This is a genomic window from Cohnella sp. CFH 77786 (assembly GCF_019400745.1).
GTDB lineage: Bacteria > Bacillota > Bacilli > Paenibacillales > Paenibacillaceae > Cohnella.
In genome coordinates this window covers 601,747-614,319 of sequence record NZ_WJIB01000001.1, presented here as the reverse complement: position 1 = coordinate 614,319, position 12,573 = coordinate 601,747, and the positions used below count along the sequence as shown (strand labels likewise).

General features: G+C 58.7%; 13 protein-coding genes. 10 read left to right on the top strand and 3 right to left on the bottom strand.

The features are described 5' to 3' along the window. Positions 1-29: 29 nt before the first annotated feature. Both GE107_RS02890 and GE107_RS02885 read right to left on the bottom strand, forming a co-directional pair. Complete coding sequence (locus tag GE107_RS02890; RefSeq protein ID WP_219637943.1) at positions 30-209, bottom strand: hypothetical protein; 180 nt, start codon at positions 207-209, stop codon at positions 30-32. Between the two features lie 30 nt (positions 210-239). Beyond that, positions 240-473 carry a hypothetical protein gene (locus GE107_RS02885; RefSeq protein ID WP_219637942.1) on the bottom strand — a complete coding sequence of 78 codons (234 nt, stop codon included), beginning with the start codon at positions 471-473 and terminating at the stop codon, positions 240-242. Between the two features lie 210 nt (positions 474-683). On the opposite strand from GE107_RS02885, the gene GE107_RS02880 reads away from it, so the two are divergent. The 4 genes from GE107_RS02880 (at position 684) to GE107_RS02865 (ending at position 3,705) form a co-directional block, all read left to right on the top strand. Further along, positions 684-1,625 (top strand): methyltransferase domain-containing protein, encoded by a 942-nt coding sequence (locus GE107_RS02880; protein ID WP_255570103.1) that lies wholly within the window; start codon positions 684-686, stop codon positions 1,623-1,625. 113 nt (positions 1,626-1,738) lie between these two features. After that, positions 1,739-1,936 carry a cold shock domain-containing protein gene (locus GE107_RS02875; RefSeq protein WP_027091239.1) on the top strand — a complete coding sequence of 66 codons (198 nt, stop codon included), beginning with the start codon at positions 1,739-1,741 and terminating at the stop codon, positions 1,934-1,936. A 161-nt stretch (positions 1,937-2,097) separates the two neighbouring features. Continuing rightward, positions 2,098-2,811, top strand: coding sequence for a YebC/PmpR family DNA-binding transcriptional regulator (locus GE107_RS02870; RefSeq protein WP_219637941.1), 714 nt, complete (start codon positions 2,098-2,100; stop codon positions 2,809-2,811). A 231-nt stretch (positions 2,812-3,042) separates the two neighbouring features. Continuing rightward, complete coding sequence (locus tag GE107_RS02865) at positions 3,043-3,705, top strand: hypothetical protein (protein WP_219637940.1); 663 nt, start codon at positions 3,043-3,045, stop codon at positions 3,703-3,705. A gap of 813 nt (positions 3,706-4,518) precedes the next feature. Here the strand turns inward: GE107_RS02865 and mnmA are convergent. Further along, a complete protein-coding gene (gene mnmA, locus GE107_RS02860) occupies positions 4,519-5,649 on the bottom strand; it encodes a tRNA 2-thiouridine(34) synthase MnmA (RefSeq protein ID WP_219637939.1) in 1,131 nt (376 codons plus the stop codon). 219 nt (positions 5,650-5,868) lie between these two features. On the opposite strand from mnmA, the gene cymR reads away from it, so the two are divergent. The 6 genes from cymR (at position 5,869) to alaS (ending at position 12,546) form a co-directional block, all read left to right on the top strand. Beyond that, a complete protein-coding gene (gene cymR, locus GE107_RS02855) occupies positions 5,869-6,288 on the top strand; it encodes a cysteine metabolism transcriptional regulator CymR (protein ID WP_219637938.1) in 420 nt (139 codons plus the stop codon). A gap of 13 nt (positions 6,289-6,301) precedes the next feature. Further along, complete coding sequence (locus tag GE107_RS02850; RefSeq protein WP_219637937.1) at positions 6,302-7,453, top strand: cysteine desulfurase family protein; 1,152 nt, start codon at positions 6,302-6,304, stop codon at positions 7,451-7,453. A gap of 27 nt (positions 7,454-7,480) precedes the next feature. Next, complete coding sequence (locus GE107_RS02845; protein WP_219637936.1) at positions 7,481-8,020, top strand: PRC-barrel domain-containing protein; 540 nt, start codon at positions 7,481-7,483, stop codon at positions 8,018-8,020. A 6-nt stretch (positions 8,021-8,026) separates the two neighbouring features. After that, positions 8,027-8,233 carry a hypothetical protein gene (locus tag GE107_RS02840; protein WP_219637935.1) on the top strand — a complete coding sequence of 69 codons (207 nt, stop codon included), beginning with the start codon at positions 8,027-8,029 and terminating at the stop codon, positions 8,231-8,233. A gap of 199 nt (positions 8,234-8,432) precedes the next feature. Next, positions 8,433-9,503 (top strand): AI-2E family transporter, encoded by a 1,071-nt coding sequence (locus tag GE107_RS02835; RefSeq protein ID WP_219637934.1) that lies wholly within the window; start codon positions 8,433-8,435, stop codon positions 9,501-9,503. Between the two features lie 412 nt (positions 9,504-9,915). Then, a complete protein-coding gene (gene alaS / locus GE107_RS02830; RefSeq protein ID WP_304516450.1) occupies positions 9,916-12,546 on the top strand; it encodes an alanine--tRNA ligase in 2,631 nt (876 codons plus the stop codon). Positions 12,547-12,573 lie beyond the last annotated feature (27 nt).

Here is a 12,573-nt window from a genome sequence, read left to right as displayed (position 1 = left end):
CGCTTTAAGACGGGGACGACACCGGGAGGCTAAGTCCCCGCCGTAAATAAGCTGTAAACGATGAGGAAAAACGCGAACAGGATAAGCAGAATCGAGGCGATCGCCATCCCGCGCCTTAGCCTGGCGGGAATTTTATCGCGGCTGAGAATCAAGATGACGCCAAGCGCGAAAGCGGAAATAATGAAAATAAGCGTTGAGCTGTTGGCCAACGTTCCGTATCCTCCTGTCCCGGCGGGGGCTTATATCGCCCGCAGCGTGTCCATCACTTTCCGGTACTCTTCTTCTCCCCCCGGGAAATCCTCCGGCCGAAACCGTTTCTGCGCCCAATCCATCATCTCGGGACGGCTCAGGAATTTGTGGGTGTCCTCGCCCCATTGGTCCGAGATTTCCCGCACGACCAGCGTTTTGCCTTGTACTTCCACGGTCAGCATGTTGTAGTTGTCGAGCTTGTATACCGTATGTTTTTCGAACATGGGGACGCTCCTGGGTTTGGCAACGTTTGCCGTTTTTCTCATCATAGAAGAGATGGGCGCAGAAATCAACGTCCAGGCGGTCGACGGAGGGCGAGGACATTGACGGGGGCGGGGAAACCATGGGATGATGGGTGAAATCCGAAAGGGTGGGCATTTCAGAAGAGACGAGTGGAGACGAGCGAGAGCCGAGAGGAGAAGAGCCGAGACGAGATGAGTGAAACGGTGAAAAACGGTCAGACTAGTAGCGGTGAGCGGAGAAACGGACGGACGGAAACGGACCGGACGGATGCGGACGGGACGCACATGGAGCGGACGGACGCGGGACGGACGGGAACGGAGCGGAGGTACACCGAACGGACGCATACGGAGCGGACGGATACGGAGCGGAGGTACACCGAACGGACGGAAACGGGGAGGATGGAGGCAGAGCTGTCTGGAGAGAATGCCGGCAAGCCGGAGGCTTATCCTCAGACGGGCGTAGCCAACACGTGCAGGTCGTACCGGGAATACATGGACATGTTCGGTCTGGAGGAAGAGGATCTAAATGATGGTCCCGTTCTGGACGTTGCGGGAGGCGCATCGTCGTTCACGGCGCAGCTTCGCGGGATGGGGATCCCCGCCGTGGCGGCGGACCCGTTCTATGGCCGACGGACGGAAGACGTGCTGGCGGACGCACGGACGGAAATCGAAGTTTCGTCGGCTAAAATCGCCGCGGCAGCCGCTTCCTTCGATTGGGGTTATTACGGTTCTCCCCAGCGGCATCGCGAAATGAGGGAAAACTCCTTCGCCTTGTTCGCTGCCGATTACGTTCGCGAGGACGCGCGGCCCAGGTACGTCGCGGCGTCGCTTCCGCGGCTGCCTTTCGCGGACGGGACGTTCCGCTTGGCGCTATGCAGCCACTTTCTGTTCCTGTACGCGGACGCGTTCGGCGAAACGTTTCACCGGGAGGCGCTGGCCGAGCTGCTCCGCGTGGTACGGCCGGGCGGGGAAGTGCGCGTATATCCGCTCGTTTCCTTGCGGTGGGAGTCCAGTCCGTACCTGCCCGCCTTGTTGTCGTCCTTGGAACGTCTGGCGGACGTCGGTACGGTGCCGACCCGGCTCCCGTTCACGCCGGTCCGAAGCGAGGTTCTTCGTCTCGTCAAAATCGGCTGAACCCCAAGCGGGGCGCGGAAAACAATCGTTTTCCGGGATATTGCAACTTCAGGCGGATTCGGTTATAATTACCTCATTCGCCGATGACGGCGAGATTTTAGGAGGTTTTTCATTTGAGAGGAACAGTTAAGTGGTTTAACGCAGAGAAAGGCTACGGCTTCATCTCCGTAGAGAACGGCAACGACGTATTCGTTCACTTCTCTGCCATCCAAGGCGAAGGCTTCAAAACTTTGGAAGAAGGCCAAGCGGTTGAATTCGAAATCACGCAAGGCAACCGTGGTCCTCAAGCATCCAACGTGGTGAAACTGTAAGTCTAGCGGAAGCCTAGACTGATTCATATCACGAACAGAGCACGAAACCCCCGGCTGAACGCCGGGGGTTTTCGGCTTTGTATTGTTTTCTTTTTGAAATCTTCTGTTAAAATAAATAAGGATTGTCCGTAAAGCCTAGCATAGAAAGCGAGATTGAAACCATGGGACGCAAATGGAACAACATTAAAGCCAAAAAAGCGTCGAAAGACGCGAATACGAGCCGAGTATACGCCAAATTCGGCATCGAAATTTACGTAGCGGCCAGAAAGGGCGAACCGGATCCGGAAGCGAACCGGGCCTTGAAGGTCGTGCTGGAACGGGCGAAAACGTACAACGTGCCCAGAACGATCATCGACCGGGCGCTCGAGAAGGCGAAAGGCTCTTCCGACGAGAACTACGTGGAGCTTCGCTATGAAGGCTTCGGCCCGAGCGGATCGATGGTGATCGTGGACGCGCTGACGAACAACGTGAACCGTACGGCGGCGAACGTACGCTCGGCTTTCAACAAGAACGGCGGGAACATGGGAGTGAACGGCTCCGTCGCGTATATGTTCGACGAGACGGCCGTCATCGGGGTAGCGGGAAAGTCGGCGGAAGAGGTGCTCGAGTTCATGCTCGAAGCCGACGTCGACGCGCGCGACATCGTGGAGGAAGAGGACTCCGTCATCGTTTATGCCGCTCCCGAGCAGTTCCATGCCGTTCAGGAAGCGTTCAAGCGTGCCGGCGTAACGGAATTCACCGTCGCGGAAATCACGATGCTGCCGCAAACGGATGTCGAGCTTCCCGAAGAGGCGCTTGCCTCGTTCGAGAAGCTGATCGACGCGCTGGAAGACCTGGAAGACGTGCAGCAGGTGTACCACAACGTCGATCTTTGATTTGAGGTGGCAGCAACCGCAGTAACCGCAGTAACCGCAGTAACCGCAGTAACCGCAGTAACCGCAGTAACCGCAGTAATCGCAGTAATCGCAGTAACCGCAGTAACCGCAGCAACCGCAGTAACCGCAGTAACCGCAGTAACCGCAGTAACCATATCTTGCAGCGTGAAGCACACGCCGCCAGCCCGATGAGGGCCGGCGGCGTTTTTTCATTTCTCAGGAGGAGATGGAATGATGACCAAGTTTAATGATGCGTTCGAGGCTTTTTTGACTCTGCAGAAGCAAGAGGCGACCGGCATGCGCCGGGAGATGCTCGACCGGGATTTGACGGGTACGAAGAAGCTGTGCGAGGCGCTATGGCAGGTGTTTGGCTCTTTTGACGATTTGATCTTGGAATACGAGGTGGTTAGCGAGACCGGCATCAAGATCTATATTGATGTATATCACAGGGTCTTGCGAATCGCGTTCGAAGCAGAAGGCTATGCGGTTCACGCGGATAAAATCACGCGCGAACGACATTCCTTCGAAAAGATGCGGGAAAGAACGTTTACGAAATACGATTTCAAACACATGCCGTTTAGCTGGGATGAACTGGACAAAAAGCCTGAAGCCTGCAAAAGGTCCGTATTCGAGTTGCTGGGGAGATTCGGCGACCCCGGGGGCGGGGGATGGATGGAACTTCCCGTATACGAGAGAGAAATCATTCGAAGCGCCGCGGTCCACCCCGGGCCGTTCTCCTTCTCCGATGCTTGCAGGTGGCTCCAATCGGGTCCGAGACCCGTTCGAAAAGCGTTGAGCAGTCTCGTGGATAAACATTTGTTGGTCATGGAAGGAGGAGGGTCGAAGCGATTCCACAAATTCCGTCTCTCCATGGAAGCCGTTCGCAAGTTGTGAGCGGATTGGGGAATGGAGACGCCACATAAGCCAGAGGGGCCTCCCTCGAAATCGAGTGGGAGAGCCGAAGTTGAGGTACAAAGGGACTTAATTCGGCTGAAAATGCGTGGGAGGGCTGGAGTTGAGGTACAAAGGGACTTAATTCGGCTGAAAATGCGTGGGAGGGCTGGAGTTGAGGTACAAAGGGACTTAATTCGGCTGAAAATGCGTGGGAGAGCCAGAGTTGAGGTACAAAGGGACTTATCTCGGTCAAAACCGCATGGGAGGGCCAGAGTTGAGGTACAAAGGGACTTAACTCGGTCAAAACCGCATGGGAGAGCCAGAGTTGAGGTACAAAGGGACTTAATTCGGCTGAAAATGCGTGGGAGAGCTGAAGTTGAGGTACAAAGGGACTTAACTCGGCTGAAAATGCGTGGGAGAGCTGAAGTTGAGGTACAAAGGGACTTAATTCGGCTGAAAATGTGTGGGAGAGCTGAAGTTGAGGTACAAAGGGACTTAATTCGGCTGAAAATGCGTGGGAGAGCCAGAGTTGAGGTACAAAGGGACTTAACTCGGTCAAAACCGCATGGGAGAGCCAGAGTTGAGGTAGAAAGGGACTTAACTCGGTCAAAACCGCATGGGAGAGCCAGAGTTGAGATACAAACGGACTTAATCCTCGGACGGGTGGAGTTGAGGTTACAAAGGGACGTATGAACGCAATAAATGGGGCCCAAACAGGCCCCATTCTGTACTGGTTTGTACTTGCTTCACGCCGGAGCAGATGACTCGAGCATGAGCATGTTAGTTCTGCCTCCAAAGGCATGTTCGAGCCCCTCACACGCCTGCTGCGGAGGGCTCGAGCTTGCGGATCTTGTCGATCGTGCCGCCGCCGAGGCACGCTTCCCCGTCGTAGAATACGACGGCTTGGCCCGGGGTGACCGCCTTCTGCGGCTGGTCGAAGTCGACGCGGCATTCTCCGCCGCCGAGCGGCGTTACGGTTACGCCTTGGTCCGGCTGGCGGTAGCGGAACTTCGCCGTACAGCGGAACGGCTCGCAAGGCTGGGCGCCGATCCAGTTTACGCCCGTCGCGGTCAATCCGACCGAGTACAGGCTGTGATGCCCCTCGCCCTGCACGACGTACAGCACATTACGCTCCAAATCCTTGTCCGCCACGAACCACGGTTCGCCGGTGCCGGAGCCGCCGATGCCGAGCCCTTGCCGTTGGCCGAGCGTATAGTACATCAGTCCGTCGTGGCGGCCTTTAACCTCGCCGGTGGCGATGTCGACCATGTCGCCGGGTTTGGCCGGCAAATAGTGGCTCAGGAATTCCTTGAAATTCCGTTCGCCGATGAAGCAGACGCCGGTGCTGTCTTTCTTCTTCGCGGTATGGAGACCCGCCTCTTCGGCGATCCTCCGGACTTCCGGCTTCTGCAGATGGCCGATCGGAAACATCGCTCGCGAGAGCTGAGCCTGATCCAGCTGATGCAGGAAATAAGTCTGGTCTTTGCCCGGGTCCGCCCCTCGCAGAAGCCGGTACTCCCCGTCGCGCAGCTCGACGCGCGCGTAATGGCCCATGGCGACGACGTCCGCTCCCAACGCCAGCGCTTTCTGCAAAAATTCGCCGAACTTGATTTCCCGGTTGCACATCACGTCGGGATTGGGCGTCCGCCCTCGCCGATACTCCTCCAGAAAATATTCGAAAACTTTGTCGTAATATTGTTCTTCGAAGTTCACCGTATAATAAGGGATCCCGATCTGGTCGCATACCCGGCGGACGTCCTCCGCGTCCTCCTCCGCCGTGCAAACGCCGTTTTCGTCCGTGTCGTCCCAGTTTTTCATGAACACGCCGATGACATCGAAGCCCTGCCTTTTGAGCAGCAGCGCCGTGACCGAGGAATCGACGCCTCCGGACATGCCGACGACGACGCGGACTTTGGAAGGATCCTCGAACCGATTGTCGTTCATTTCCTACGCCTCCTTCCTTGCGGACGTGTCCGCAAGTGCTCCTATTTTAACACAAATCGCGGACCTTTCTCATCCGCATGGGCGGATTCATGAATATGTCAAGTTTTTTTTGACCACAAAGAGAGTAGTTGTGTTACCATAGATTAATAATGGGGATACTGTCCTTTTCGCTTCCTCATCATTATGTGCTGTCGTCGGCAAGAAAGCGGGTGTTCGCTCTTGAAAATATCGACCAAAGGCCGCTACGGCTTAACGATCATGATGGAACTGGCGGCCAAATTCGGCGAAGGACCGACATCATTGAAGAGCATCGCCGAGAGAAACGGGCTTTCCGAGCATTACCTCGAACAATTGATCGCTCCGCTCCGCAACGCGGGACTCGTCAAAAGCGTGCGGGGAGCATACGGTGGATATGTGCTGTCCAAAGAACCGGAAAGCATCACTTCCGGCGACGTCATCCGCATTCTGGAGGGACCGATCAGCCCGGTGGATTTCACCGAAGAAGACGATCCGGCCAAGCGGGATTTGTGGCTCCGCATCCGCGACAGCATCGCGGAAGTGCTCGATTCCACGACCTTGTCCGACTTGATCAACTACAAGGACGAGGGTGCGCCGGACAGCTATATGTTCTACATCTAAGCGAGGGGACAGCATGGCCTCCATTTATTTCGACCACGCGGCGACGACGCCGATGATCCCGGAAGCGGCGGCCGCTTATGCGGAGGCCGCTGGCGCGGGGCTCGGCAACCCGTCGAGCCTCCACGCCTTCGGACGGGCGGCGAGAAGCAGGGTGACGGCGGCGCGCGACGCGCTTGCGGATTTGCTCGGCTGTTCGGCCGCCGAGCTCGTCTTTACCGGCAGCGGCACCGAGAGCGACAACGCCGCCCTCTTCGGGGCGGCGGAGGCTCAGCGCGCCAGGGGCCGTACGGGAATCGTCACGACGTCCGTCGAGCATCACGCCGTACTGAACGCCTGCCTGCAGCTGGAGAAGCGGGGATTTCGCCTGACCTTGCTGCCGGCGGACGAGACGGGACGCGTTTCCGCAGCCGACGCGTCGGCTGCCATCGACGAGACGACGGCCGTCGTCAGCGTCATGGCCGGCAACAACGAGACCGGAACGCTGCAGCCCTACGCGGAAATCGGCGACATCGCCCGCGAACGGGGCGCCGTCATGCACGTGGACGCCGTGCAGGCGTTCGGCTATGAGCGGTGGGACTTGAAACGGCTGCCGATCGATATGCTCAGCCTGTCCGCCCACAAAATCAACGGGCCCCAGGGGGTCGGACTGTTGTACGTCCGCCGGGGGACGCCCTTCCAGCCGCTTCTGTTCGGCGGCACGCAGGAACGGGCGCGTCGCGCGGGCACCGAGAACGTGCCGGGCATCGCGGCGTTCGCGGAAGCGGCGAAAATCGCGTTCCGGGATATGGATGCGCGTATCCGCCTAGTCGAGGACGTTCGGGACGCGTTCCTGAACGCGCTCCGGACCGATCTCGGCGAAGAAGCGTTCCGCCTCAACGGGCATGCCGAGCTTCGGCTGCCGCATATCGCCAATCTGAGTTTTCCTGGGATTACGTCGGAAAACATGCTCATGAACCTCGATTTGGCGGGCGTGGCCGCCTCGGGCGGTTCCGCATGCACGTCGGGCTCGCTGCAGCCGTCGCACGTGTTGACCGCCATGCGTCTCCCCCCCGAAAGGTTGCAATCCGCCGTGCGTTTCAGCTTCGGAATGGGCAATACTAGGCAAGAAGCGGAAAAAACGGCAAAAATCATTGCAACCATTTCGGCGCGGTTACGTATTAGTTAACAGGCGCCTGCGCGAAGGGGATGCCGCTTGCTGAGGATCCAATCCCTGCTCGGTCTGCCGGTTCTGCTGCAAAGCGGGAAGAAGGCGGGAGAAGTCAAGGATGTATGGTTCGACGAATTTTGGAGCATGGCGGGGATCGTGCTCGACACGCGGGTTTGGCAGCGCAAAACTTTCAAATGCATCCGCTGGCGGGACATCGATGCCTGCGGCGAGGACGCGCTGATCATCCGGGACCGCCAAGCGATCGTGAAAATGGACAAATCCCAGATGCTGCGTTCTTTCCACGGCGGCGTCGTGCGTTTGAAGGACATGCCGGTCTATACGGTACACGGTCAGGAATTAGGACGCATTTCCGATGTTTATTTTAAAGAGTCCGAGGGTACACCTTTAATAGGTTACGAACTGACGGACGGTTTTCTATCCGATGTGCTTGAAGGGCGGCGGAGGCTTCTGCTTCCGGAAGGGCCCGAACAAATCACATTAGGGGAGGACGCCATCTTGGTTCCCGCGTCTTATGAGCGGGTATTGACGAGAGAACATGCGCGTAACGCGGAAAGTGACAGGTGATGACGGATGATGAGATGCCCGAACTGCAATTCCAAGGATATCGGGAAAATCGGTTCCCATCAATATTATTGCTGGAGCTGCTTTATCGAATTGACGGTCAACGGGGAAAAAATGTCGGTTTACCAGGTCGAAGAGGACGGTACGCTCAGTTCGCTGGACGATCTGTTTTTCAACGAAACGGTTCCGGCTCCCATGCAAGCGAACGGAATGTAAGCGGACGCGCTGCGTTTGGGACGAAAGAATGCCCGGTTTCTCCAAGTGGGAAGCCGGGCTGTTTTTGTTTATTGCGGGCAACCGGAGGCCGGTTGTCACCCCAAAATAGGGAACACGGCCCAGGGGCATGTTTAGTCAGGTTTAAGGAAGGGAGCATGTACATATACTGGGAGAGAGCGCCTGTCCCGGGGGTGGAGTCATGAACCGGTTTGCCCAGAGTCGCGTGTTCGCCGCTCTCGTGTACGTCATCCTCGGCCTGACGGCTTTATACCTGCTCGTCCTCGTAAGGCCGATGCTATGGTCCGTGTACGGATTTTTCAAAGCGGTGCTCACGCCCTTCCTAATCGCCCTGATCATATCGTACGTGCTGAATCCGGTGGTCAATTTGCTGCACGACAGGAAAGTGCCGCGGACTGCGGCGGTGCTGCTGATTTACGCCGTTTTCATCGCCTGCTGCGCCGTCATCCTCATGAACGTGATCCCGATGTTCCTCGAGCAGGTCGAAGAGCTGAACGAACACGTTCCGGAGCTGACGATGCGGGCGCAAACGCTGGCCGACCATTTTAACCACCACATGGTCATGCCGAACAGTATCCGGGAAGGGATCAACCGCGCGGTCGCGCAGTTCGAGAGGCAGCTCACGAAGGCCGTGACGGATTTCCTGAACAACCTGGGGGCGATCGTGAACGCGTTGTTCATGGTCATGATCGTGCCCTTTCTCGCTTTCTACATGATGAAAGACATGGATCTCTTCGAAAAAGCGGCGCTGCAGTACGTCCCCCGGGCAAGGCGCAAGATGACGGTGCGGCTGCTCAAAGACATAGACGAAGCGCTGGGGAGCTACATCCGCGGCCAATTCATCGTCTCCCTCTGCATCGGCGTCCTCGCGTATATCGGGTACCTGATCATCGGCTTGCCTTATCCGCTCCTGATGGCGGGTTTCGTGTCGCTGTTCGACATCATCCCGTACTTGGGCCCTTTTCTCGGGGCATTGCCCGCCCTCATCGTGGCATCGACGATTTCCTGGAAAATGGTGCTGTTCGTCGTCATCGTCAACACGGTTTGCCAGAACCTGGAGAGCAACGTGATCAGTCCGCAGGTCGTCGGCCGTTCGATGCATGTCCATCCGCTTACCCTCATTTTCGTGCTTCTCGTCGGAGGGGAGCTCGCGGGGGTCGTCGGGATGATCCTCGCCGTGCCGGTTTACGCGGCGCTGAAGGTGATCGCCCAGCATGTCTTTTCGTACTACATCAGGCGAAAAACCGTTTGACAGCGGGGAAAGCGGATCGATATAATCATGTTTGAATTGCAATCCCGCGAAAGCGTTGACGAAACATGAGTACGCCGTAGACCGCGAAACAGAGAGAAGGTTCCGTGTCCGTCCGGATCGGGCGGCGCGGGTGGAAGAACCTTCGCGCGAAGGACGGGGGAAGCCGGTTTCGGAGCGCGGCCTTGAAAGCCGCCGGTCGGGTCCGTTACAGCCCCTGAAGGAGATTGCGCATGGTTCCTGCACGTTTTAGGCCAAGCCGCGATAACCAGGGTGGTACCGCGAAGTCATTCGTCCCTGACATGTCAGGGGCGTTTTATTTTTTTCCCCCAAAAGTGAAGCGTCGCTATGAAGCGAATTCCGATTCCTTTTGGAGAAGCCCCAATTACAAGGAGGAAATTTCAAGATGAAACCGATGAAAGCCGCAGAAATAAGGGCCAAATGGCTGGAGTTTTTCGCCGGCAAGGGCCACCATATCGAACCGAGCGCCTCGCTCGTTCCGCACAATGACCCGTCGCTGCTTTGGATCAACGCCGGCATGGCGCCGCTGAAGCCGTATTTCGACGGCCGGGTGAAGCCGGAGAACCCGCGGATCGCCAACTCGCAGAAATGCATCCGCACGAACGACATCGAGAACGTGGGCAAGACCCGCCGCCACCATACCTTTTTCGAAATGCTCGGCAACTTCAGCATCGGCGACTATTTCAAGGAGGAGGCGATCACCTGGGCTTGGGAGTTCCTGACCAGCCCGCAGTGGATCGGCTTCGAGCCGGACCGGATCTCGGTTACGGTGCACAAGGACGATGAGGAAGCCTACCGGCTGTGGAACGAGAAGATCGGCCTTCCGGCCGAGCGGATTTACCGGCTGGAGGACGACAATTTCTGGGATATCGGCGAAGGCCCGTGCGGACCTTGCACCGAAATTTTCTACGACCGCGGCGACAAATACGGCGACCTGAACGATCCGGAATGCTGGCCGGGCGGCGAGAACGAGCGATTCCTGGAAGTCTGGAACAACGTGTTCTCGCAGTACAACCACAATAAGGACGGCAGCTACACGCCGCTTCCGAACAAGAACATCGATACCGGAGCCGGGCTCGAGCGTTTCGCGTCCATTCTGCAGGATGTCGATTCCAACTTCGACACGGACCTGTTCCAGCCGATCATCCAGAAGACGGCCGCCATCGCCGGCGTGAAGTACAAAACGAACGAAGAAACCGACATTGCGCTCAAAGTCATCGCGGACCACATCCGCACCGTGACGTTCTCCGTCGGCGACGGCGTCCTGCCGTCAAACGAAGGACGGGGCTACGTCATCCGCCGCTTGCTGCGCCGCGCCGTTCGCTACGGCAAAGTGATCGGCATCGACCGGCCGTTCCTGTGGGAACTCGTCTCCACCGTCGGGGAGATCATGGGCGATTTCTATCCGGAAGTCGTCGAGAAACGCGAGTTCATCGAAAAAGTGATCCGCACCGAAGAAGAACGGTTCCATGAAACGCTGAGCGAAGGGCTCGCGATCCTGTCGGAATTGTGCCAGAAAGCAAAGGCGGCCGGGGAATCGGCGATTTCGGGGCCGGACGCGTTCAAGCTGTACGACACGTACGGCTTCCCGTTCGATCTGACGGAAGACTACGCGGCGGAGCAAGGGATGACGGTCGACCGGGAAGGCTTCGACGCCTCCATGGAGGAGCAACGGGTTCGCGCGCGTTCCGCCCGCCAGGAGACCGAAAGCATGAAAGTGCAGGGGGGCGCGCTGGCGGACTACGCGGAAGCCAGCCAGTTCGTAGGCTACGAAACGTTGACGGCGGAGGCGAAGGTTCTGGCGATCGTGGCCGACGACCGGTTCGTGGACGCGGCAGGGGACGACGAAACGGTTCTGGTCGTGCTCGACCGGACGCCTTTCTACGCCGAGAGCGGCGGCCAGGTGAGCGACCGCGGCATCTTGACGGGCAGCGGGGTCACCGCGACCGTCGTCGGGATGAGCAAAGCGCCTCACGGCCAGCACGTCCATCAGGTGGTCGTTACGGGGGGATCGCTCCGGAAGGGAGATACGGTGACGGCGTCGGTCGATCAGGCGGAGCGAGCCGACATCGTCCGCAATCATACCGCCACCCATTTGCTGCACAAGGCGCTCAAGGAAGTGCTCGGCGAGCACGTGAATCAAGCGGGATCGCTTGTGGAGCCGGAGCGGCTGCGGTTCGACTTCAGCCATTTCGGCGCGATTACGCCGGAAGAATTGGCGGACGTCGAACGCCGCGTGAACGAGCAGATTTGGCTCGGCACGGACGTGGATATCAGCCTGCGCCCGATTGCGGAAGCGAAGGCGATGGGGGCGATGGCCCTATTCGGCGAGAAATACGGGGACATCGTGCGCGTCGTGCGCGTCGGCGATTACTCGCTGGAGCTGTGCGGCGGCTGCCACGTGCGGAACACGGCGCAGATCGGCTTGTTCAAGCTGGTGAGCGAAAGCGGAATCGGCTCCGGCGTGCGCCGGATCGAAGCGCTGACCGGGCGCCATGCTTACGTTTATCTGGATGAACAGTTCGGCACGCTGAAGCAGGCGGCAGCGCTGCTTAAGAGCGCGGCGGCCGACGTGCCGAAGCGGGTGGAGGCGGTGCAGGCGGACGTCCGCCTGCTGCAGCGCGAAGTGGAGTCGCTGCAAAGCAAGCTCGGCCGGCTGGAAGCCGCCGAACTGGTCAGCCGCGCGATAACGGTAGACGGCGTCACCTTGCTTGCGGCGCGCGTGAACGCGGGCGGCATGGACGCCTTGCGGGGCGTCGCGGACGAGCTGAAGGCCAAGCTCGGATCGGCCGTGCTGGCGCTCGGGGCCGTGGACGGAGACAAGGTGAACCTGGTGGCCGCGGTGACGCCGGATTTGACCGGACGCGGGCTGCACGCGGGCAAGCTTGTCAAGGAGCTCGCCGCGATTTGCGGCGGCGGCGGGGGCGGCAAGCCGGAGCTCGCGCAAGCCGGGGGCAAGGATCCTTCGAAGCTCGGCGAAGCGCTGGAAGCCGCCGAGCGGATCGTGCTCGCGCAGCTCTCCTGACGGCTAAGCTGGGAACGCCGCTCTCGC

Excerpts from the sequence above, each read along its gene's own strand:
- GE107_RS02885 (WP_219637942.1), bottom strand. The coding sequence starts at position 473 with ATGTTCGAAAAACATACGGTATACAAGCTCGACAACTACAACATGCTG.
- GE107_RS02880 (WP_255570103.1), top strand. The coding sequence starts at position 684 with ATGAGTGAAACGGTGAAAAACGGTCAGACTAGTAGCGGTGAGCGGAGA.
- GE107_RS02870 (WP_219637941.1), top strand. The coding sequence starts at position 2,098 with ATGGGACGCAAATGGAACAACATTAAAGCCAAAAAAGCGTCGAAAGAC.
- GE107_RS02865 (WP_219637940.1), top strand. The coding sequence starts at position 3,043 with ATGATGACCAAGTTTAATGATGCGTTCGAGGCTTTTTTGACTCTGCAG.
- mnmA (WP_219637939.1), bottom strand. The coding sequence starts at position 5,649 with ATGAACGACAATCGGTTCGAGGATCCTTCCAAAGTCCGCGTCGTCGTC.
- GE107_RS02850 (WP_219637937.1), top strand. The coding sequence starts at position 6,302 with ATGGCCTCCATTTATTTCGACCACGCGGCGACGACGCCGATGATCCCG.
- GE107_RS02840 (WP_219637935.1), top strand. The coding sequence starts at position 8,027 with ATGATGAGATGCCCGAACTGCAATTCCAAGGATATCGGGAAAATCGGT.
- GE107_RS02835 (WP_219637934.1), top strand. The coding sequence starts at position 8,433 with ATGAACCGGTTTGCCCAGAGTCGCGTGTTCGCCGCTCTCGTGTACGTC.
- alaS (WP_304516450.1), top strand. The coding sequence starts at position 9,916 with ATGAAAGCCGCAGAAATAAGGGCCAAATGGCTGGAGTTTTTCGCCGGC.